Annotated in this window: 23 protein-coding genes and 1 other RNA gene; 10 read left to right on the top strand and 14 right to left on the bottom strand. The window is 41.0% G+C overall.

Annotated features, from left to right (window positions below; all coding sequences use genetic code 11):
• The first annotated feature begins 26 nt into the window (after window positions 1–26).
• Window positions 27–1196: a cupin domain-containing protein gene (locus tag IHE35_RS06040; protein WP_242789739.1), complete on the top strand. Its 1170-nt coding sequence runs from the start codon at window positions 27–29 to the stop codon at window positions 1194–1196.
• 78 nt (window positions 1197–1274) lie between these two features.
• On the opposite strand, the gene IHE35_RS06035 is transcribed toward IHE35_RS06040, so the two are convergent.
• From IHE35_RS06035 to IHE35_RS06025, 3 genes are all read right to left on the bottom strand, one after another.
• Window positions 1275–2054 (bottom strand): glutathione S-transferase N-terminal domain-containing protein, encoded by a 780-nt coding sequence (locus IHE35_RS06035; RefSeq protein ID WP_242789738.1) that lies wholly within the window; start codon window positions 2052–2054, stop codon window positions 1275–1277.
• A gap of 101 nt (window positions 2055–2155) precedes the next feature.
• Window positions 2156–2665 carry a ribonuclease E activity regulator RraA gene (gene rraA / locus IHE35_RS06030; protein ID WP_242789737.1) on the bottom strand — a complete coding sequence of 170 codons (510 nt, stop codon included), beginning with the start codon at window positions 2663–2665 and terminating at the stop codon, window positions 2156–2158.
• An 11-nt stretch (window positions 2666–2676) separates the two neighbouring features.
• A complete protein-coding gene (locus IHE35_RS06025; RefSeq protein WP_242789736.1) occupies window positions 2677–3342 on the bottom strand; it encodes a nucleoside-diphosphate sugar epimerase in 666 nt (221 codons plus the stop codon).
• A 214-nt stretch (window positions 3343–3556) separates the two neighbouring features.
• Here IHE35_RS06025 and rpsT point away from each other — a divergent pair, with 214 nt between their 5' ends.
• Window positions 3557–3826 carry a 30S ribosomal protein S20 gene (rpsT, locus tag IHE35_RS06020; protein ID WP_004786139.1) on the top strand — a complete coding sequence of 90 codons (270 nt, stop codon included), beginning with the start codon at window positions 3557–3559 and terminating at the stop codon, window positions 3824–3826.
• 142 nt (window positions 3827–3968) lie between these two features.
• On the opposite strand, the gene IHE35_RS06015 is transcribed toward rpsT, so the two are convergent.
• On the bottom strand, window positions 3969–4901 hold the full coding sequence (locus tag IHE35_RS06015) for an IS5 family transposase (protein WP_242789735.1): 933 nt from the start codon (window positions 4899–4901) through the stop codon (window positions 3969–3971).
• Between the two features lie 66 nt (window positions 4902–4967).
• Here IHE35_RS06015 and IHE35_RS06010 point away from each other — a divergent pair, with 66 nt between their 5' ends.
• Together IHE35_RS06010 and IHE35_RS06005 are read left to right on the top strand one after the other, a co-directional pair.
• On the top strand, window positions 4968–5597 hold the full coding sequence (locus IHE35_RS06010; RefSeq protein WP_242789734.1) for a hypothetical protein: 630 nt from the start codon (window positions 4968–4970) through the stop codon (window positions 5595–5597).
• A gap of 95 nt (window positions 5598–5692) precedes the next feature.
• A complete protein-coding gene (locus tag IHE35_RS06005; RefSeq protein ID WP_242789733.1) occupies window positions 5693–6133 on the top strand; it encodes a hypothetical protein in 441 nt (146 codons plus the stop codon).
• A gap of 59 nt (window positions 6134–6192) precedes the next feature.
• On the opposite strand, the gene IHE35_RS06000 is transcribed toward IHE35_RS06005, so the two are convergent.
• Both IHE35_RS06000 and IHE35_RS05995 read right to left on the bottom strand, forming a co-directional pair.
• Entirely contained in the window at window positions 6193–6942 is a 750-nt protein-coding gene (locus IHE35_RS06000; protein ID WP_242789732.1) for a phosphoglycerate mutase family protein, read from the bottom strand.
• 60 nt (window positions 6943–7002) lie between these two features.
• Window positions 7003–7854: a 3'(2'),5'-bisphosphate nucleotidase CysQ gene (locus IHE35_RS05995; RefSeq protein WP_242789731.1), complete on the bottom strand. Its 852-nt coding sequence runs from the start codon at window positions 7852–7854 to the stop codon at window positions 7003–7005.
• A 12-nt stretch (window positions 7855–7866) separates the two neighbouring features.
• Here IHE35_RS05995 and IHE35_RS05990 point away from each other — a divergent pair, with 12 nt between their 5' ends.
• From IHE35_RS05990 to IHE35_RS05970, 5 genes are all read left to right on the top strand, one after another.
• Window positions 7867–8553 carry an HAD-IA family hydrolase gene (locus IHE35_RS05990; protein WP_242789730.1) on the top strand — a complete coding sequence of 229 codons (687 nt, stop codon included), beginning with the start codon at window positions 7867–7869 and terminating at the stop codon, window positions 8551–8553.
• The gene (locus tag IHE35_RS05985; protein ID WP_242789729.1) at window positions 8546–8986 is read left to right on the top strand and encodes a S4 domain-containing protein; all 441 of its coding nucleotides are present in this window, start codon (window positions 8546–8548) and stop codon (window positions 8984–8986) included. The genes IHE35_RS05990 and IHE35_RS05985 overlap by 8 nt, the downstream gene beginning before the upstream one ends.
• A gap of 145 nt (window positions 8987–9131) precedes the next feature.
• Window positions 9132–10172: a recombinase RecA gene (gene recA / locus IHE35_RS05980; RefSeq protein WP_242789728.1), complete on the top strand. Its 1041-nt coding sequence runs from the start codon at window positions 9132–9134 to the stop codon at window positions 10170–10172.
• A 76-nt stretch (window positions 10173–10248) separates the two neighbouring features.
• Window positions 10249–10866, top strand: coding sequence for a regulatory protein RecX (locus IHE35_RS05975; RefSeq protein WP_242789727.1), 618 nt, complete (start codon window positions 10249–10251; stop codon window positions 10864–10866).
• Window positions 10867–11094: 228 nt separating this feature from the next.
• Window positions 11095–11917, top strand: a protein-coding gene (locus IHE35_RS05970; RefSeq protein ID WP_242789726.1) for an IS5 family transposase whose coding sequence is annotated in 2 segments (ribosomal slippage) — window positions 11095–11475 and window positions 11477–11917 — 822 coding nt in all. Because the reading frame shifts where the segments join, the coding sequence is not laid out codon by codon here.
• A gap of 75 nt (window positions 11918–11992) precedes the next feature.
• Here IHE35_RS05970 and IHE35_RS14665 read toward each other — a convergent pair.
• Window positions 11993–12115: a hypothetical protein gene (locus IHE35_RS14665; protein WP_275975181.1), complete on the bottom strand. Its 123-nt coding sequence runs from the start codon at window positions 12113–12115 to the stop codon at window positions 11993–11995.
• A 478-nt stretch (window positions 12116–12593) separates the two neighbouring features.
• Window positions 12594–12690, bottom strand: an RNA gene (gene ffs / locus IHE35_RS05965) — signal recognition particle sRNA small type.
• 293 nt (window positions 12691–12983) lie between these two features.
• Here ffs and IHE35_RS05960 point away from each other — a divergent pair.
• Window positions 12984–13805 carry a YbgF trimerization domain-containing protein gene (locus IHE35_RS05960; protein ID WP_242789725.1) on the top strand — a complete coding sequence of 274 codons (822 nt, stop codon included), beginning with the start codon at window positions 12984–12986 and terminating at the stop codon, window positions 13803–13805.
• A 56-nt stretch (window positions 13806–13861) separates the two neighbouring features.
• Here the strand turns inward: IHE35_RS05960 and lpxA are convergent, their stop codons facing one another.
• The 6 genes from lpxA to rseP form a co-directional block, all read right to left on the bottom strand.
• Window positions 13862–14650, bottom strand: coding sequence for an acyl-ACP--UDP-N-acetylglucosamine O-acyltransferase (gene lpxA / locus IHE35_RS05955; RefSeq protein ID WP_004894416.1), 789 nt, complete (start codon window positions 14648–14650; stop codon window positions 13862–13864).
• Complete coding sequence (fabZ, locus tag IHE35_RS05950) at window positions 14647–15132, bottom strand: 3-hydroxyacyl-ACP dehydratase FabZ (protein ID WP_026056779.1); 486 nt, start codon at window positions 15130–15132, stop codon at window positions 14647–14649. Before fabZ ends, lpxA begins: the two co-directional genes overlap by 4 nt.
• 5 nt (window positions 15133–15137) lie before the next feature.
• Window positions 15138–16208 carry a UDP-3-O-(3-hydroxymyristoyl)glucosamine N-acyltransferase gene (lpxD, locus tag IHE35_RS05945; RefSeq protein WP_242789724.1) on the bottom strand — a complete coding sequence of 357 codons (1071 nt, stop codon included), beginning with the start codon at window positions 16206–16208 and terminating at the stop codon, window positions 15138–15140.
• Between the two features lie 3 nt (window positions 16209–16211).
• Window positions 16212–16712: an OmpH family outer membrane protein gene (locus IHE35_RS05940; RefSeq protein WP_242789723.1), complete on the bottom strand. Its 501-nt coding sequence runs from the start codon at window positions 16710–16712 to the stop codon at window positions 16212–16214.
• Between the two features lie 89 nt (window positions 16713–16801).
• Window positions 16802–19330: an outer membrane protein assembly factor BamA gene (gene bamA, locus IHE35_RS05935; RefSeq protein ID WP_242789722.1), complete on the bottom strand. Its 2529-nt coding sequence runs from the start codon at window positions 19328–19330 to the stop codon at window positions 16802–16804.
• Between the two features lie 40 nt (window positions 19331–19370).
• Window positions 19371–20726 carry an RIP metalloprotease RseP gene (gene rseP, locus IHE35_RS05930; RefSeq protein ID WP_242789721.1) on the bottom strand — a complete coding sequence of 452 codons (1356 nt, stop codon included), beginning with the start codon at window positions 20724–20726 and terminating at the stop codon, window positions 19371–19373.
• Window positions 20727–20728 lie beyond the last annotated feature (2 nt).

The raw sequence follows: 20728 nt of genomic DNA, 5'->3' as shown, positions 1-20728 counted from the left end.
AGCAAAATTTATCTGTAGTTAATCCCATGTCCCAACCTTTAGATGTATTAGGCGGAATTACCGCTGAACAGTTCCTTGCTGAATACTGGCAGAAAAAACCTCTCCTTGTACGTAATGCCATGCCTGAAATTGCGGGTCTGCTTGAACCTGATGATGTCATGGAACTGGCTCTGGATGAAAATGTCACTGCACGCCTGATCAAGCAAAAAGACCGCGATCCAAACCAGTGGTCAGTGAAATCTTCACCTTTATTAAAAGCTGATTTTCAGAAGATGCCTAAACTGTGGACGCTATTGGTTCAAGCAGTCGATCACTATTCATTTGATTTGGCTGAAATGTGGAAAAAATTTCCATTTATTCCACAGTGGCGCCGTGATGACATTATGGTGTCTTATGCGCCTCAAGGTGGTTCTGTGGGCAAGCATTTCGACTTCTATGATGTCTTTCTTGTACAAGGTTATGGTCAGCGTCGCTGGCAATTAGGTCAGATGTGTAATGCAGAGACTGAGTTTGTTCCTAGTCAGCCATTAAAATTACTTCCAGAAATGGAGCTAAACTTTGATGAAGTCCTTGCTCCAGGCGACTTACTCTATGTTCCACCTGGGCTTTCACACTACGGCGTCGCTGAAGATGATTGTTTAACTTTCTCTTTCGGTTTCCGTATGCCAAATGTCAGTGACATGATGGACCGTGTTGGAGACAAGTTTGCTGAAAATGAAATTTTACGTAATCCTCTGACTGACATCATTCGTGATCAAATCAGTGCTGCTGGTACAGTCACAGGGAATGAACTTGAATATCTGAAAGGTAAAATCATGGAGCAGCTGCATAACTCCAATGTACTTGAAGATGCCATCATGAGCCTGATGTCTGAACCTAAATACCCAGAAAATATTCCAGAAGCTGAAGAAATTGGTACTGGTGACCTGGAAGAAGCATTAGATCAGGGCTATAGCATTATGCTCGAGCCTGCATCACGCCTGCTTTATACTGAAGAAGATGGTGAAGTACTGTTCTGGGGCAATGGCGAAGGTTTATGTGTCTCGGAATCTTTTGCAGAAAAGCTCAAGTTGATCGCCAATGGCGAGTCTGTGATGCTGGATCAGGACTTTGCTGATGAAGATATGCTGGAAGACCTGGCAGATCTGCTCAATGAATCAATTCTCATGCTGGTTCCGCCTGCTGAAGAAGAATAAAAAACAAAAAAGAGGATCATTTGATCCTCTTTTTTTATTTCTGGTTTCGAAATTCTTTTAATTAAAAAATTACGAAACTTAAGATCCATACTGACGTTTTAGATAATCCACAATATCTTTCGATTCAAACATTTTCACATTGGTATTCGGGTCGACCAGATAAGGTACCTGAATATTATCCCCCATCACTTCTAAGACATGCTCACGTTTACCACCCGGCAAAGGTTCATATTTACCCGGTTTTAGTCGCAGTTTTGCCAGACCCTGATCCTGCCAGCGCTCTTTCGCCACATTATGGTAGATATATGGAATTTCCAGCTCAGACAATACACCACGGACAATACGGGTATATGGGCTGGCTTCAAAACCCCATAGTTCAAGAAGCTGTTCAGGTGCAGGTTTATTTTTCTTTAATGGTTTCGCCATACCACCGCGTAGACCATTGACCATCGTGCCGGCAATCGCGGCAAATGGCACCTTTGGATAATTTGAATATTTCGCTGGGGTTTTACCGGTTTTGCCATAATGCTTAAACAGATGGTGAATAATATCCTGAGATTCGTAAAGCTTATCTCCCGTATTTTCATCCACTAAAAATGGGAACTGGAGTTTACCCCCCTGCTGTTTTACCTCGGGACGAAAGCGTTTACCGCCTCGTGGACATGGATACACTTCATAATCGAGATTGAGTAAAGTCATTACCTCACGGACACGGCGACAGAATGGCGAGCCCTCGTATTCATAAAGCTTTAAGGGCTTTTCAGGCTGGTTTGGAAATGGGGTTCCAGTCGTCCCGCGACCGCCTTCCAGAAATGCAGATGCTAATGCCTGCGCTACCTTAATCTGATGGCCTAACATATCGTCTGTCCTCTTTATTGTTTTAAAGCCGTGAAAGCAGCAATCTAAACTGCCTGACTTTCACGGTATAGCTGATTTTTGTATGTTTTCAATAAACCAGATTAGTCCACCAGCTTTTCTTTAGACAAAACGATGCCATTATTGTCTGCATAGACGTATTCACCTGCTTGAAAGCTTACGCCGCCAAAGTACAGTGGCACATCAACCTCGCCAATACCCTTGCGGTTACTTTTTTGAGGAATCGAAGCTAAGGCATGCACACCAAGATCCAGTTCAGCAATCACATCTACATCACGTACACAGCCGTAGATAATTACACCATTCCAGTGATTCTTCACTGCTGATTCAGCAATCAGGTCTCCCATCAATGCACAGCGCATTGAAGCACCACCATCTACGACTAAAACTTTACCTGTACCATCAGTTGCCAATAATTCTTTGACACGGGAATTATCTTCAAAGCACTTCACCGTGACCATCTGGCCACCAAAGCTTTTACGTGCACCATAGCTTTTAAAAAATTTGCCATCCAGGCAGGGGGTTACGACCTGTAAGTCTTTATCTGGATTGTTATCAAGCAGGTCACAAGTTACAAATGGTACGCTGGACACGATTTTTACCCTCATTTCATTTTTTGTATGGCTAAATTATCATAAATTTCAAATTTCACAGTCTGATTCAGGGCTGCATATACCATAGTATGAGCCACCTGCTCGGCTGTCACTGGCTTGTATTTAAAAGAATCTGGTACCAAATGCGAAAACTTTCCATAGAGTTTCTGTGCAGCATCTTCCAGTAAACGTTGATGACCACGTTCACCCATTAACAAAGATGGCCGGATCAGACTGATGCGCTCCAGCGTTAAAGTCTGGATATAGTCTTCCAGTTCACCTTTGACCCGATTATAGAAAAACCAGGATTCAGCCTTAGCCCCCATGGCACTGATTAACAGATAATGTGCATTCGTCTGTTGAACCAGCTCGGCAAAATGGGCATTGATGGTATAGTCCACATTATAAAAAGCATCTTTGGAACCAGCCTGCTTTAAGGTAGTACCCAGACAACTGAAAGCATGGGTATGTCCGCTGACATCCTGATCATTCAACATCAGGAAATCTTCAAAGACCAGTTGTTTGACTTTGGGCCATTGCTCAAACTCTGGCTGATGCTTGCGTACCACCACACTGATACGCTTGCAGCTTGGCTCATTAACCAGCTGTTGTACCAGGCTCTTACCCACGAGACCCGTGGCACCAATGATGATTGGATATGTTATGGTTTTAGTCATTTTTTGTACGATCTCCCTGCCTGAATACTAATCTAACGTTTTCTTTAGAATTTTTCTGCAACTAAAATGTTGCGAAAGCATGTCAAGACTTGACTTAAGCCCTCAGTTTCCTCAAAATATGGCACTTGTTTACGGGCTGGTGATAGTTCTTCTGATGTTGGTTTTCAGTTGAGTTTCAGCCCGCCCAGACCAATCTATTTCAAGGAGTGCACGAGTGGCAAACTCTGCTCAAGCTAAAAAACGTGCTCGTCAAAACGTTAAAGCACGCAAACACAACGCAAGCTTGCGTTCTATGGTTCGTACCTATCTTAAACGTACAGTAGCTGCTATTGCTGCTGGCGACTATGCTGTTGCTACTGAAGCTTACAAAAAAGCTGTTCCAGTAATCGACCGTATGGCTGACAAAGGTATCATCCATAAAAATAAAGCAGCTCGTCATAAGAGCCGTTTGAACGCGCAAGTTAAAGCATTAGCTTCTAACTAATCGCAAATGAAAAAAGCCCTTTTTAGGGCTTTTTTTGTGCCTATACAAAAGCAAAATGCATCCTAATAGCGCTAATTTATAAATAAACATGGCTTTGTTGCATAAACATTCAAAAGCTGAGTTTTCCCCAAGCCATTCAAATTTAAGTGACAACTTGGGTGTGAGGTCTACCTAATTCCTTAAATCTATTCAGAACTGCCACACGTGCGTGAATTTCATTGACCTGACTTTGAAAGTTCCTTGCATTGAGTTTCTCTCCTAATAATTTGATGCAATGCATCTTGGTTTCCACCAAACTTCGCCGATGATAACCCGACCATTTTTTCCAGATAGCTCTGCCTAATCGTTTAACGGTTTGAAGTAACTCATTTCGTTCTCTTGAACTGATTTTAGAATCTTTCCAGGGCTTGGCATTTTTTCTGGGTGGAATTACCGCATGAGCCTGCCGATCGGCAATCACTTGTCTACATCGTTTTGTATCATAAGCCCCATCCGTATAGACCGAATCAATTCGCTCATCTTCAGGGATCTGATCAAGTAAATCATCCAGTACTTGTGAATCACTGACATTATTCGTAGTCAGCTGAACAGCGCGTATTTGCAGGTTTTCAGCATCTATCCCAATGTGGAGTTTACGCCATTGGCGACGATATTCAGGTCCATGTTTCTTACGCTTCCATTCGCCTTCACCTAAAAATTTTAACCCCGTAGAGTCGACGAGTAGATGTAATCCATGACGACTTTTTTGATAGCGAATTGAAATATCGATATGCTTTTGTCTTCTGCAAAGAGTTGAGTAATCGGGTGCCGTCCAATTCAAACCACAAAGTTTAATGAGGCTTTGAACAAAGCCTTTGACCATACGTAAAGAGAGTCTAAATAAGGACTTAATCATCAAACAACATTGAATGGCGGTATCAGAATATGTTTGATCTCGTCCTTGTTTGCCTTGTGGTGGTGCATACCATTGGGTATTTTCATCAAACCAGATCGAGATATTTCCTCGATTGATTAAAGCTTGGTTGTATGCTTTCCAGTTAGAAGTACGATAGATTTTAGGTGTGGGCTTATTCATCTAGGAATTATATTGCTGAATAAGCCTTTAATGATAGGTTTGTGCAACAAAGCCAATAAACATTAAATGAAAAGTAAAGAAATTATTGAACTTGCTTGGCAACTGTATTCAGAAAAAGTTGCCAGTCAATTATTACACCCACGCAATGAAAAAATGATGCAATTACAACTTGCACAAATTCTACAAACTCTCGCGCCACTGTATGAAACGCAATCGAATGAATCCATTAAGGTGCTTTTAGAACACCCTGCTCAAATTAAAAATGGCACCGCCATTATCGACATTGTGATCGAACATCATCTTGGAGAGCGACTAGAATTTACAACAATTGAATTAAAATGTTTTCGCCGTTATTCAAACAATAGTACGACGAAACAACGTGGTGCTCAAAATTTGGGAATGTATGACTATTGGGCAGATATTGAAAACTGTGAGCAATATTGTCACTTAGAACATTTTCACAGCGCCTATCAGCTCACACTCACCGATGATCCTTACTACGTCACGACCCTACATAAAGGCAAACAAGTCATCGTTTATTCGACCAATATAGATCGAAAGAATGTTTCAGGTATTCTGATGCAACAGATTGCGAATCGAAAAGGCTATCTTGAACTCGAAGGGAACTATGAATTGCCTTGGCAAAAAAAGGGGGATTTTTATTTTATTCAGCAAAAAATAAATTCGACACATTAAATTCAAGTCGCTTTATCAATCCCATAAAAAAAATATGGTATTGTTTTTAGGAACAGATTGAAATAATCCAAAATAAATTTGCTTGGGGAAATCAGATGATTAATAAATTTTTACCCACTTTAGAAAAATTTCAGGAATTAGAGCAACAATATATTGCCTACTTTCAAAGTAAGGGTGAAAAAGATATTTTAGGTCGTGTCATTTCCAACATCAAAGGGACGATTGAACTTCAAGCATCACAAGGGGTTGATGGTTGGTTAGGTTACGGTGTTTATTTACCTGCTGTAGAGCATATCATCGCGAGATATCAAGGTGAAAGCGATGCTTCATTCTACGCACGCACACAATATCCTGAAGATTTAGTCGAAAGCTACAGTATTCCTGAACATGAAATCGCGACCCTGATCGCAGCTGATAAATACAGTCGTATCCATCAGCAAAGTATTGCTCCAAATACTACGGTATGGCCTGTCAATGATGATGGCGTGACAATTGATCTAGAACTCTATCCAAATCGCTTGCGTGCCAACATCTAATCTACAAGACTTAAAACCCATAAACTAAAAAGCTCAACCGTCCTAATTGAGCTTTTAATTTATTTCTTGGTTTGTAATTCCGCATTCTGAAACTGAGAAATATCCAGTTCATACACCTTACCACGCCAGATCCATTTGAGTTTGGATTCTTCAAACACATCGCCCTCAAACCAGACAAACAAACCTTCCATCATTTTCGGCCAGTCTTCCCGGCTAACTTCCTGATGACCTGACATCACTGCAATCATTGCTGCCAGAATCGTATCATGGCTTACTGCCAGACTGAGTCCATACGGCGTTTTCGGATGCGTGTTATAGATTAATTCCAGCACATCGACCACCCCATGAATCGGATGCTTCATGCCCGGCAAGGCATTATTCACAAAGCTATTAATAAAGCCTAATGCACCCTGTTTCTTGAAATATGGCCCTGCTTTCTGAATATCTAGCACAAAACTACCAGGTTCGACCAGTAAACCTTGTTCGATAATTTCAATATTATGGGTATGCGATGCCTTCTTGGTGGCATCTGCCCCCTCAATCATAAGGGCGGCAGTATCGACACAACGCTGAATAGGACTGGAGATACAATGCTGTATATGACGATCAGTTTGATTGACCAGATAAGCTCCCCACTCCTGCGCCAAATCACGCCCTTGTGAAGTCAACTGCAAATCATAGCCTGCCAGTCCCTGACCAGCGACATCTTCACGCAAAGAATGCCGCGTAAACAGAGTCACAGGTGTCTTGGTATCAGGCAATAAATCTATTGCACTGAGCATACTTGGTGGAAGCAGTTTTAATGCCACAATCTTGCCAACTGATCTATCAACGGAATCACCTTCACTATAACATGAACAATATGCAGCTCAATCACCGTCTTGCATGTCAGCAAGTGCATTGAATGCCAATATCTTCATCTCTTTGGTCTTATAGGCAATAAAACCGCCATTTAATAAGGTTTCGCGCTGATTATAGCTAAATGGTCGACCTTTAAAATCTACTAAGCCGCCACCAATACGTTCCAGCAGACATTGCCCGGCACTGGTATCCCATTCACAGGTCGGATGGAAACGTGGGTAAATGTCGACCCGATCTTCCAGAATCATACAAAATTTATAAGCACTGCCCGCCTTAAACTCATCAAAGTCAGTGAACTTAGCCAAGCTTTCCAGATAGGCCGCGTACTTGGGTTTTTTCTGACTACTTTGACTTAAGCCAATATGCACAGTGTCTGTTTGAGGTGCTGGAAAATATTCATGCCAGCGATCTTGCTGAATGTCATATTTCAATGGCATGCCCTGTTCTGGACAGAAATACACCAGTTGCTGCGCAGGAATAGCAAGAATGGCAAAAGTGGTCAGATTGTCTTTAACCAGACTCAGATTAATGGTGAACTCCGGACGCTGATGTAGAAATTCTTTGGTGCCATCAAGAGGATCGAGTAGCCAGAATGCTGACCATGCCTGACGACCATCCTGCTTACCTTCTTCAGAAAGTAAAGGTAAATCAGAAATTTCAGCGAGTGCCTGGCTTAGAAAAGTATTAACCCGATAATCGGCCTGGGTCACCGGTGAATCATCTTTTTTCCTTTCAATGTCAAAAGCAGCACCAGAACAATATTGCTGATATTCTTCTCGCAAAATTTCGCAAGCCTGTGTCAAAATGGGCACGAACTGCAAAATCATCGGATCTTGTGGTGCTGTAGTTGCTTTAAACATAGAAAACCTTATATGCCGAATTGCTCAGAAAAACCGCCCATTATCTTTGATATGGATGGCACCTTACTTGATCTTGCTTATGACGATTTCATCTGGAATGATCTGCTTCCTGTCCGTTATGCTGAAATGCATGGCTGCAGCCTGGAGCAAAGCCGAACAATACTTTATGCATTCTATCAAGAACATAATCATACCTTAAACTGGTACTCATCGCGCTTCTGGACATCTAAAGTCGAAGTTGATGTTTTAGCGATGCAAATCGAGCATAAATCTAAAGTTGCTCTCAGACCACAGGCATTGGAGTTACTGGATTATCTAAAGGCAAATGGCTACCCGATCTGGCTGGCCACCAATGCTGACTGTGCTGGTCTCAGTTTCAAATTGGAACATATGCAATTCAAGGATTATTTTGATGTGATTGTTAGCTCGGAAAGCATTGGTCACGCCAAGGAATTTGTTGAGTTCTGGCAAGGTTTAAACGCTCTACATCCTTTTGATCCTGAGCAGGTCTATTTTATTGATGACACGGAAAAAGTCCTGAATGCTGCCAAAGCTTATGGGATTCAGAACCTGTTTTGCATCCAGCAACCCTCTTCCAGCAAAGTTGCACGCAAGACTTGCAATTACCCGATGCTGCACCAATTAACAGATTTAATCACATATTTAAATCAGGCTGAGGTTAATAAGCAATATGCGTAAATCGTCTTTACCCGAAGATGCGGTAGGCATGCGTATAGACAAATGGCTGTGGGCGGCACGTTTTTTCAAAACCCGCTCCATTGCCAAGAATGCCATTGAAGGCGGTAAGGTGCATATTGGTGGCGAACGTGTCAAAGTCTCTCGCGAAGTCCGTATCGGCATGGAAATCACAGTTCAACAAGGCATCGACAAGAAAACTGTTGTGGTCAAAGAACTATCCGATGTACGTGGTCCTGCTCCAGTAGCACAAAGACTTTATGAAGAAACTGAAGTCAGTATTGCCCGACGGGAATTGATTGCATCACAAAGAAAGTTGCATAATCTTGCTCGTCCGGATCACCGACCAAGTAAAAAAGATCGCCGTGACATTAGTAGATTTAGAGACGAAAATAGTCAGCTATTTGACCAGCATTGGTCATATAATGATGATTAAATTCAAACGTCAGCGTATGTCGTTCATGCACTGACTTTTATAGAATATCAGGGAAAATTCTGTCACTATTAGTCCTGTGGAAAGAGATCTAATTTAAGACATCCACTTGAGTACTAAGTTTGTGACATCGTATTGAGGTTGTAAGATGGATGAGAATAAAAGCAAGGCGCTGAATGCTGCCTTAAGCCAGATTGAAAAACAGTTTGGTAAAAATACAGTAATGCGTCTTGGTGACAATACCGTGCAGGCAGTTGAGGCTGTATCCACAGGTTCTTTAACGCTAGACATCGCGCTCGGTATTGGCGGTTTACCTAAAGGCCGTATTATCGAAATTTATGGTCCTGAATCTTCAGGTAAAACCACAATGACATTACAAGCAATTGCTGAATGTCAAAAAGCTGGTGGTACTTGTGCATTCATCGATGCAGAACACGCACTTGACCCTCAATATGCACGTAAACTCGGTGTAGATATCGACAACCTGCTGGTATCTCAACCAGACCACGGTGAGCAGGCACTTGAAATTGCCGACATGCTGGTACGTTCAGGCGCAATTGACCTGATCGTTGTCGACTCCGTAGCAGCTTTGACCCCTCGTGCCGAGATTGAAGGCGAAATGGGTGATTCTCACATGGGTCTGCAAGCACGTTTGATGAGCCAGGCACTGCGTAAAATTACCGGTAATGCCAAGCGCTCAAACTGTATGGTGATCTTCATTAACCAGATCCGTATGAAGATTGGTGTAATGTTCGGTAGCCCGGAAACTACAACTGGTGGTAATGCACTGAAATTCTATGCCTCTGTACGTCTGGATATCCGTCGTATTGGTCAGGTAAAAGAAGGTGACGAGATTGTTGGTTCTGAAACCAAAGTTAAAGTGGTGAAGAACAAAATGGCGCCTCCATTCAAGGAAGCACTATTCCAGATTCTTTACGGTAAAGGTGTAAACCATCTGGGCGAACTGATTGACCTTGCAGTACAGCAGGAAATCGTACAGAAAGCCGGTGCTTGGTACTCTTATCAAGGCGACAAGATTGGCCAAGGCAAGAACAATACCATCCGTTATCTGGAAGAACACAAAGAGTTGGCGGATACCATTGAGAAACTGATTCGTGAACAGCTTTTAACGACAGGCAATGTGGTTGAAGATAAAGACGAAGAAGAACCAGACTTTCTGGATGCATAATCCTTAAACGTCTTACAGAGCGCCCTACGGGGCGTTTTGTTATTATGGACAGGTAATATAATGAATTGGGTTCACTATGTCTGATGCAAAGTTCACTAAGCTCCTGGATTATGAAACCATCAAGCAGCAGTTTGGCGATGCTAATGATGTGTCACAGCCAGCAGCTTCTACCCACGCTGATGCCCTGCCTGAGTTTGATCCTGAAGAAAGCTTATTTGATAACAAGCAGGAAGATAAAAATAAACCGGGCTTAACTGGCTCTCGTTTGCGCTCTTATGCCTTTGCAGTACTGACCCGTAAAGAATATGCAAAAGCAGAACTGATCGAAAAACTGTGTTTATATGCAGAAAATCGTGATGAAGTACTAGAACTTGTTGATGAGCTTTCACGTGAGAATTACCAAAGTGACCAGCGTGTTGCAGAAACTTTGCTTTCCAGCCAAAAGCGCAAAGGCAAAGGTCCCAATCAAATTAAAATGAAGCTTAAAAGTAAAAAGATTGATACAGCTTTAATTATAGATGAACTGAAAGAAACTGACTGGGTTCAACAAGCGTATGAACTGAAGGTCAAGAAATACGGTACTGAAGTCACAAAAGATCCCAAAATCAAAGCCAAGCAGATTCGTTTTCTTATGTATCGCGGTTTTGAAATGGATGCGATTATGAAAGCCATTAACCGAAAAATTGAGGATTAATTGCTTTTCAGTATTTGAATAAGCAATCTCTATATGTCCCTTGCCAATATTAATTCTGCACTTATCACTTATCTGTTTCGCTTGATCATGCAAAAAAGCACGGCAATATTTTCTAAGGCATTTTGTGTGGATGTTTACAGATCAAAATCATATTTGAATAAGCTTCTACCCATACCAAAAAAATAATAGACCTCTTGCGAAAGTAAAAAATGCCTCAATATAGATTTCATGAGATATGAGAAATTAAACCGTTTTTCAGATTCTGAATTTAAGCGCTTGGTTGGTGTACCTCGACCAGTTTTTACTGAAATGGTCGATGTTTTAAAAAAAGCAGAATCTCTTAAAAAGAAATCAGGTCGTCCTCATACTTTAGCTATAGAGGATCAATTGTTATTAACGCTCAATTACTTACGCAACTACAACACTCAACTAGAATTGGCGGCATACTACCATATCGCTGAAAGTAATGTGAATCGAACCATTAAAAAGGTTGAAGATGCTTTGATGAAATCGAGATGTTTTACTCTGCCAAAACGAAGTATTACCACAGCAGACGAACACTTTAACTGGGTCATTATTGATGCGACAGAATGTTCAATAGAACGCCCGAAAAAAAAATCAGAGTAAGTTCTACAGTGGTAAAAAGAAGAAACATACACTAAAAACCCAAGTGATCTATCATCCGCAGAGCAAACAAATCATAGGGATCGATGTATCAAATGGCAGTCAGCATGATATTAAACTGGCAAGAAAAACGGTTAAGAAGTTTAAACATTGTGAATATGTTCTGACAGATTTAGGGTACTATGGATTAGAACAAGAGGGATTTAAGTTATTGATGCCAATCAAAAAAAAGAAGAATTTACCTTTATTTGATGCTGAGAAAAAGTACAATAAAATGCTTGGAAAAATACGAGTTGTGATCGAACACATCAATAGTCAATTGAAAACATTTAGAATATTAAGTGAACGCTATCGAAATAGACGGAAAAGATTCGGTTTACGCATTAACTTAATCGCTGCACTGATAAACCGAATTAACTTGCAATAACGACTTTCGCAAGAGGTCTATTGCTTTTCTAATTTGCTTTAAAATAAATTATGTAAGCTTTTCAACTCAGCCTAATTAATGCGGAGAATAAGGATAGTGTTCAAACAGAAAGGCACGAAGTTCATCGTAATGATCTAAATACTCATACAGCTTATATTGAGGTCCATGCTGCCCTTTTAGATAAAGGTTAATATGCATAAAACCATTCACAGTACGCTCATTAATTTTTTCAATTTGTGCTAGTGCTATGATCGTAGTTTTAACGCCATGTATGGTTAAACTATTTGCATTCAACTCTATTCGATAATGCCATAATCGAATCACATACAAAAAAGATGAACAGCAAATCACAGCGCACAATAGATCTCTTTCATAAATCAAAAAATGATCGTTATATTCATATTTAAATGGATATTGAAAGTTCCTTCTCCCTCTGGGAGAAGGTTAGGATGAGGGGATTTCCTTTCCAGTGATTCAAAAATGATTCATGAAAGAACCCTAATACAACAATAAAAATTTGAATATTGAGTGATGCAAATTGAATGAGTAATAAGGTAGTTAAAATAGACAGAAATATAATCACCACATAGAAAATACTACGTGTGATTTTAAAATATAGAGTGATAGAACTAACAAAAGAAGGTTGCATAGTTTTTTTATTATAAAATGGTGGCAACCCTACCAGCAAAGCTTCGGCACATCGCAGTTCTACTACCGTTGCTACCTTCCGGTCCTGGCGGGGTTCGCAGAGTGCAATTGCGAAGTAACCGGCAGGGCTACCATTGCAAGAACAGAGTATAGAGATTTTTAATGAACTTGCAAGTGACAATACCAAAAAATCTGGCACAAGCTATCCGTTTGATTATTTTAAAAACAATGTAGGATTAATTCAGGATTTTCTGTAAATCTGAGATACAAATTCCTGCTCGTAAAACCCCTTCAACTTTGTAAAAGCATGTTGCAATTTCCGGCAATGCCGTTTTAAATGTGTGGCATATACATTGAATAATTTATTTGATTGACCGCCTTGAACGTTGGTCCATTCAAAACAATATGGATAAAATAGATGATGTTTAAAAAACATGTCTTATGCACACTCAGCATGCTCTGTACCACTTCACTCTTTGCTGCAGTTCCAATTGAATCACGAGGCTTAAGCCAGGGTAGCAACAGTACCGCACCTACCAGTACCATGCCTGCGATTTCATCAGGGGTAGCGACACCAGTACAAACCAATATGAGCTGGCAATTGCTGCAAAAAAACCAGCAACTGGAAAATGATATCCGTGGCTTACGCGGCAAGATTGAAGAGCAGGACAATGAAATTCAGTCACTAAAAAGTGAACTTGTTAACCGCTATGCTGATCTTGATCAACGTCTTGAGTTGTTACAGCAAAAGATTGATCCTGAACAAGGCACTGAGGAGGATAATCAACAGGATACTGCACCCAGTTCAGGGTCAAGCAACGGCAAGCTAAGCCAAGCTCAGACATCAACAGTTTCAAGTTCTTCTGTTCAGCCCTCTGAGTCAGAAAAAGCTGCATACACGGTCGCTCTGGATGCCTATAAGAATGGCGGTGCAGCGAAAGCGATTGCACCCATGCAGAACTTCATCAAGAACAATCCAAACAGTGTGTATATCAGCAATGCCTATTTCTGGTTAGCAGAGTTTAATCTGTCGATTGATCCACCGAATTTCACTGAAGCGAAGCGAAATTATGCCATTGTGGCAGATCGTTATCCAAACTCGGCAAAAGCTGCTCGTGCTTTGTATCAATTATATAATGTCAGTCAGGAAGTAGAGAAAAACAAGACTCTAGCTGCACAATACAAATCTCGCTTATTGAAAAACTATCCTCAGTCTGAAGAGGCTAAATTCTTTAAATAAGAATTTTCAGAAATAAAAAAGACACCTATTGAGGTGTCTTTTTTATGAACAGCCTGTTAACGCACAATACCACGTTTAGACTGCTCCAAAGAATCAAGTAAGCGCTGTGCTTCAGCCACTTCTGGCAGAATCTCTGCACGAATTTTTTCAATTGCTTCTTGTGTAGTTAAACCTGATTTATAGATCAGTTTAAATGCCTCACGTAAACCATTGATAACATTTTTTGACCAGCCTTTACGACGCATCCCTTCCACATTCATCGCAAATGCATGTGCAGGATTGCCCGAAACCATGACATAAGCAGGCACATCTTTAAGAATAAGTGATGCACCACCGATCATACTATAAGAATCAATCTTACAGAACTGATGGATACCCGAGTTACCGCCAATCACCACATAATCACCTACATGGACGTGACCAGCAACACCCACGTTATTGGCAAAAATGTTGTGATCACCTACCATACAGTCATGTGCAATATGGGTATTTACCATCAGCAGGTTGTGACTGCCGATTTTGGTAATACTATTATCCTGAACTGTACCACGGTGCAGACTGCAATGTTCACGAATCTTGTTATGATCACCAATCTCAAGCCAGGTTTCTTCACCTGCATATTTCAGATCCTGACAAACCTCTCCCACACTCGCAAACTGGAAAATCTCATTGTGTTCGCCAATGCGTGTGTATCCACCCACAACAACGTGTGAATGAAGTTTAGTACCTGCACCAATAGTGACATTTGGTCCGATAATACAATAAGGACCAATTTGAACATCTGAAGCAATTACTGCAGATGAGTCAATAATGGCAGTTGGATGAATAAGGGAGTTATTGCTCATGCCTGCTCGACTTTCTGATGCGAAACCATAATTTCCGCGGTTGTTGCGACTACGCCATCCACTGTGGCTATACAATTATATTTGTAAATGCCACGCTTTTGCATCACTAATTCAGCTTTTAACACCAATTGGTCGCCTGCAACCACTTGTTTTTTAAATCTAACCTTCTCAGCGCCAGCAAAAAGGAACAAAGAACCCTCTGTTGGAGTCTCATTGTTCATGACGAAACCAAGAATACCTGCTACCTGTGCCAGTGCTTCTACAATTAACACACCCGGCATGATTGGGTAATTTGGAAAATGGCCCTGCAAAAACTCTTCATTAATTGAAACGTTCTTATAACCCACGATGCCATTATCAGTAATATCTACCACGCGATCCACAAGCAAGAATGGATAGCGATGAGGCAAATACTCACGAATCTTTTGAATGGTCATTGGCAATTCAGGCTTCGTGAATGTAGGCAAATTCGATTCTGTCATCATAATTATTTACGCAACTTAAATGTTGATTCAATGGACTCAATTTGAGACTGCATATGATCAAGGCGTTTTATCACCTGGGTCAATGGCACATCTGCTAATTGTCTGATGCGAACCACTGTGCGCTTCCACTTCTGATTTTCAAATAACCCGATACCGGAAGAATATTTTCCAGCTTCAGAAATATTATTTGTCACCATTGACATTCCAGTCAAAGTCACATTATCAGCAATATTCAGGTGTCCTGAAATTGCTGTACCCCCACCAATGATACAGTTTTTGCCAATACTGGTACTACCTGCAATTGCTGTTTTCGCTGCAATGGCAGTGTTGGCACCAATTTTAACGTTATGGGCGACTTGCACAAGATTATCAATAATGACACCATCTTCAAGAATAGTATCATCCAGAGCACCACGATCAATACTGCAATTAGAACCAATACGGACATCATGACCAAGGCGTACCGAACCTAATTGTGCAATACGATGCCATTTACCCTGGTAAGGCGCAAAGCCAAAACCTTCACTACCAATGACACTGTTGGCATGAATACGCACCCGGTCACCAATTTTTGTAGTACCGGTCAAGGTTACATGGGCATCAATAAAACAGTCTTTACCAATTTCCACATGGTCATCAATTTGAACATGTGACTGAATGATGGTATTTGACCCAACTACACAGTTTTCACCGATCACCACATAGTGACCAATATAAGCATCATCTGCGATTACAGCTGAAGGATGAATCTGTGCAGTACTTTCTATACCACGTTGGGTCTGCTTTTTCTCAAACACATGTGTCAGCATTGCAAAAGCGAGATAAGGATTTGCCACCACAATAAAGTTCTGATGTGAACTTAGCTGTGCCTTAAGCTCGGTAGTCACAATCAGCGCACCCGCCTGACTTTGAGCTGCCTGTTCCAGATATTTGTCAGCAGTAACAAATGCCAGATCCTGCGATGTTGCATGTTCAAGACTCGCCAAGCCTCTTAACTGCAAATTGGACTGACCTACACACTCACCTTGTACCAAACGAGCGATGTCAGCTAATGGAAGCTGTTGATGATTCATTGATTATTTAATTGCATTAACCTTTTGAATCATTTTATCAGTTAAATCATACTTAGGGTCATAGGCAAGCGCGCTATTTTTATTCAAAACTACATCAAGCTTGTTTTCTTGGCGCAATTGTTCAGCCACTTGCTTCACACGCGCATCAAATACAGTACGAATTTGCTGAATAGAGCTTTGCGCACTAGCCTGTGCAGCTTGCTGTAATTGACCTAACTCTTTAAATTTTGCCTGATATTGCTCTTCTAGCTTTTTCTTATCTGCCGCGCTCATTTTAGGATTCGCCTGAGCACGCTGCTGAATAGCTTCTAGTTCTTTATTAAGCTGCTCAATTTTGGCTGTTTGTGGTTTGAGATTCTGCTGGAATGACGTATTTTGCTGTTTCAGATAGGTACTATTTTCCACCAAACGTTCCAGATCAATGACCCCAACCCCGGCTGCTTGCACCATTGATGTAACACTTGCTAAAGCGATACCCATCGCCACCATCATGATTTTTTTCATCTGTATTTCTCTATCTATAAAAATGGCCTTACAAATAGTAATTTCTTACTATTCACAAGGCCAAATAATATTAACTTTGGTTAATTAAATTAGAAGGTACGACCAATTTCGAATTGAATACTCTTGGTATCATCACCTTTTTTATCATTCAACGGATATGCATAACTGAGTGATAATGGACCAATCATAGTAATCCAGGTAAAACCAGCACCGACGCTATAACGCATGTTATCCAGCTCAAAACCAAAGTTATCTTTACAATATTGCTTTGCATCAGTCTCTATGTTTTGAGGGCCTAAATAAATATTTCCCTTAGGAACATCACAATTTGTATCAAACACCTGTGCACCTTCAGCAAAGATCACTGGACGTACCTGACGTGCCCAATCACCCTTAAATGGTACTGGAAGTGCCAGCTCAGCACCAAACTGGACCAAGGCATTCCCACCCACTTCTTCAGGATCAGAGTCATTTTTTCTATTATTAGTATTAATTACACTCGGGTATTTAGGCCCTAAAGTACTGTTTTCAAAACCACGAACCGAACCAAAACCACCCGCATAGAAGTTTTTGTAGAATGGCAGATCATTCCCATAACCCAACTTACCATAACCACGCGCTACAAAATTCTTGCCTAATGGGAAATAAGCCTGAGCATCATAAGTTAGTTTTTGGTATTCAACATCACTACCAGGTAAAGCGATTTCACCATTGACTCGATGCGACATACCCGTTGTTGGAAAAATTGGGCGGTTTAAGGTGTTATATGACCAGCCCAAATTAAGGTTATACGTTAAGAAATCACCTTTGAATTTATTAGGCACATCTTCAATACTTTGACCATTACACACACGGCCTGTTACACGATCAGGATCTTCTGGATCTCCAAATACTGGATCCCAAACACCAATACATACATCATTTGTACTGGTCGACTTTCCACCATTTGCCAACAGATAATCCCGAACGTATGTTGATACCCATTCACCTGTAGTCACTTCAGTCTGATCAATATTCAGACCAAAACTAACACTCTGATTTTCATCGATTGGATAACCAAAGTTAATCCCACCACCAAAACTATCTGTTACATAGTTGTTGACGTTATAGTCATCATCCAGTTTGGTTTTACGGTAATACAGATTATAACCGCGACGTACACCATCAATGGTAAAGTATGGATCGGTTACACTCAGGTTATAGTAATCTTGAGTTTCAGAACGAGATAGATCAACCGATACACTATTCCCTGTACCCAGGAAGTTAGTTTGACTTAAACCTGCCTGGAAGGTTACACCACCACTTTGCGAGAAACCAACTGCCAAGGTACTTGTACCTGAATGCTGTTCTTCTACTGCCACATTTAAGTCAATCTGGTCTGGTGAACCTGGAATACGCGCTGGCTTAATATCTACAGTTTTAAAGAAACCAGTACGTTCCAGACGGACCTTAGACAGATCAATTTTTTCGTTACTCGCCAGTGCGCTTTCCATCTGACGCATTTCACGACGTAATACTTCATCCGCAGTTTTGGTATTACCAGTGAAATTAATTCGACGTACAGTCACCTGCTGGCCTGGATTGATGTAATAGTTTAAATCAACCAGTTTGGTGTCTTTATTAATTTCTGGAACAACATTCACTTCTGCAAAGTAATAGCCAGCATTACCATATTTACGTAGCAATAACTGTTTAACCGCATTCACTTTTTCTTGTGAATAGATTTCACCATCTTTATATAATTGTAAAACTTTGAGTTCATCAGTTGAATAAAGCGCATCACCCAGGAATTTGGTCTCACCAAATTTGAACTGCTCACCTTCATCTACCGATACTTCAATAAAGACGTTTTTCTTATCTTCACTCAGGTTCAGACTTGAGTTATTGATATTGAAGTTGATATAGCCACGGTTCAGGTACATGGCACGCAAAGCCTCAAGGCTTGCTGCCATTTTCTCACGTGCATAACGGTCATTACGGGAAATAATCGAGTTCCAAGAGCTTTCCTTGATTGCAAAAGCCTGCTTGATCTCATCTTCTTTAAAGACCGTATTCCCAATAATATTAATGTCAAAAACTTTTGCAGCCTTACCTTCCACAAATTCAATCAGAAGATCGACACGGTTATTTGGCTTCGGCGTGGTCTTTACTGTAATGTCTGCATCATAACGACCTTGCTGCATATATTGCTGTTCAAGCTCGGTTTCTACAGTTTGCAGAGCAGATTTTTTTAGAACCTCACCTTCAGCAAGACCCATTTTTTTCAAACCTTCTTCCAAAGCTTCCTTCGGAATCAGCTTGTTGCCTTTTAGTTCGATTTTGGAAATAACTGGGCGCTCAACCACCTGGAATATTAAAGTATTTCCAGCTTGGGTTGCCTTGATATCATCAAACAAGCCTGAGGCGTACAGACTCCGGATCGCATTGGCAATAATTGGATCATTGACACGGTCACCACTGTTGATTGGCACCAGGCCATACACATTTTCGGGAGTGAGACGAACCAGTCCGTCAAATTTTATATCTTGTACTACGAATTCATCTGCTGCATATACTTGTTGTGCAACTGCCATAGCACTAACGAGTGCCAAAGGCATAAATAAATGTGTGTGCTGCATGCCAGTCTTTTCCGCTTGTTAATTTATTCCATCTACGTTGTTATAAACGCATAAAATCATTGAATAGTGCAAGTAGCATCATACTACCTAGCAATACCATACCAATTTTTAAGCCAACCAATTGTATTTGTTCAGAAACAGGTTTACCACGTAATAATTCGATAAAATAGTAAACCAGATGTCCGCCATCAAGCATTGGAATCGGCAGTAAATTTAATATCCCTAAACTTACACTCATTAGCGCCATAAAGGAAATAAAAGTTTGCCAACCCATTTCCGCACTCTGACCTGCAACTTTAGCAATCGTGATTGGACCAGATAAATTATCCAGACCAATCAGGCCACGAACCATTTTCACGATCGAATTTAGAATCATCGAAGACAGTTGCGTCGTTTTGTCAAAAGCCATGACCAGTGCTTCAGTCGGACTGTATTGAATTGTTTGTTTATATTCTGCCGGGATCGTGATTTGGCCTGGGTCACTTTGCACACCCAGCATACCCGTCACTTTACCCATATTGTCACGTTTCGCCTGTGGCATCACCTGTAAATGCACCACCTGGTTATTACGTAACACATCTATTTTTAATAATATTTCTGGTGATGCCTGTACGACCTGTACCACATCAAACCAGTTTTTCATCGCCACACCATCAATGGCAATGATCTTGTCACCTTCCTTTATGCCTTGACGGATTGCAGCCCCATCTTCACTCAGCTTAGATACCACTGCTGGGATTTCTGGACGATACGGGATAAAACCTAAAGTATCTAGTGGAGACTGTGACTGATCTTTCAGAAAATTCTGAATCGGCAATTGGAAACTTTGTATCTGCCCATCACGTTCAGCCTGAATTGTAATCTGGCCAGTTTCACCGACACGATCAACCAAGGCATAATTCAGCTTTTCCCAAGTTGCCACTTCGGTGCCATCTACCGCGGTAATTTTATCACCTTGCTGCATCTGTACAGCAGCGGCAGGTGTATTAGGCAGCACTTGACCTACACGGGTATTTAACTGCTCTTGGGCAGGTAAAAACAAAATCCAGAACAGGATCACTGCAAAGAAAAGATTAATTAAAGGACCAGCCGCAACAATAGCGATGCGCTTCCATGGATGTTGGCGGTTAAATGCTTTAGGTAAATCATCTTCAGGCACGTTACCTTCACGCTCATCCAGCATTTTGACATAGCCGCCAAACGGCAAAGCAGAAAGCTGATACTGAATACCAGACTTTTTTGAAGTCCATTTGATCAGCGTTGGACCAAATCCAATCGAATAAACCAAAACCTTTACGCCAAGTTTTCGAGCTACAAAATAATGTCCAAATTCATGGATCGCAATCAAGGGACCTAATAACAGAATTGCAGCTGCGATAATAAACAAGGCGTTCATGC

The sequence above is a fragment of the Acinetobacter sp. ASP199 genome (assembly GCF_022700675.1).
GTDB lineage: Bacteria > Pseudomonadota > Gammaproteobacteria > Pseudomonadales > Moraxellaceae > Acinetobacter.
This window is presented reverse-complemented; position numbering and strand designations above follow the sequence as displayed.

What these genes read in the sequence shown, in the direction of transcription:
- bamA (WP_242789722.1), bottom strand. Translation starts at nt 19,330, where the DNA reads ATGCAGCACACACATTTATTTATGCCTTTGGCACTCGTTAGTGCTATG.
- IHE35_RS06040 (WP_242789739.1), top strand. Translation starts at nt 27, where the DNA reads ATGTCCCAACCTTTAGATGTATTAGGCGGAATTACCGCTGAACAGTTC.
- IHE35_RS05990 (WP_242789730.1), top strand. Translation starts at nt 7,867, where the DNA reads ATGCCGAATTGCTCAGAAAAACCGCCCATTATCTTTGATATGGATGGC.
- IHE35_RS14665 (WP_275975181.1), bottom strand. Translation starts at nt 12,115, where the DNA reads ATGCATATTAACCTTTATCTAAAAGGGCAGCATGGACCTCAATATAAG.
- IHE35_RS06010 (WP_242789734.1), top strand. Translation starts at nt 4,968, where the DNA reads ATGAAAAGTAAAGAAATTATTGAACTTGCTTGGCAACTGTATTCAGAA.
- lpxD (WP_242789724.1), bottom strand. Translation starts at nt 16,208, where the DNA reads ATGAATCATCAACAGCTTCCATTAGCTGACATCGCTCGTTTGGTACAA.
- IHE35_RS05960 (WP_242789725.1), top strand. Translation starts at nt 12,984, where the DNA reads ATGATGTTTAAAAAACATGTCTTATGCACACTCAGCATGCTCTGTACC.
- fabZ (WP_026056779.1), bottom strand. Translation starts at nt 15,132, where the DNA reads ATGACAGAATCGAATTTGCCTACATTCACGAAGCCTGAATTGCCAATG.
- recA (WP_242789728.1), top strand. Translation starts at nt 9,132, where the DNA reads ATGGATGAGAATAAAAGCAAGGCGCTGAATGCTGCCTTAAGCCAGATT.
- IHE35_RS05995 (WP_242789731.1), bottom strand. Translation starts at nt 7,854, where the DNA reads ATGTTTAAAGCAACTACAGCACCACAAGATCCGATGATTTTGCAGTTC.
- IHE35_RS06015 (WP_242789735.1), bottom strand. Translation starts at nt 4,901, where the DNA reads ATGAATAAGCCCACACCTAAAATCTATCGTACTTCTAACTGGAAAGCA.
- IHE35_RS05940 (WP_242789723.1), bottom strand. Translation starts at nt 16,712, where the DNA reads ATGAAAAAAATCATGATGGTGGCGATGGGTATCGCTTTAGCAAGTGTT.
- IHE35_RS06005 (WP_242789733.1), top strand. Translation starts at nt 5,693, where the DNA reads ATGATTAATAAATTTTTACCCACTTTAGAAAAATTTCAGGAATTAGAG.
- IHE35_RS06035 (WP_242789738.1), bottom strand. Translation starts at nt 2,054, where the DNA reads ATGTTAGGCCATCAGATTAAGGTAGCGCAGGCATTAGCATCTGCATTT.
- lpxA (WP_004894416.1), bottom strand. Translation starts at nt 14,650, where the DNA reads ATGAGCAATAACTCCCTTATTCATCCAACTGCCATTATTGACTCATCT.
- rseP (WP_242789721.1), bottom strand. Translation starts at nt 20,726, where the DNA reads ATGAACGCCTTGTTTATTATCGCAGCTGCAATTCTGTTATTAGGTCCC.
- IHE35_RS05975 (WP_242789727.1), top strand. Translation starts at nt 10,249, where the DNA reads ATGTCTGATGCAAAGTTCACTAAGCTCCTGGATTATGAAACCATCAAG.
- IHE35_RS05985 (WP_242789729.1), top strand. Translation starts at nt 8,546, where the DNA reads ATGCGTAAATCGTCTTTACCCGAAGATGCGGTAGGCATGCGTATAGAC.
- IHE35_RS06025 (WP_242789736.1), bottom strand. Translation starts at nt 3,342, where the DNA reads ATGACTAAAACCATAACATATCCAATCATCATTGGTGCCACGGGTCTC.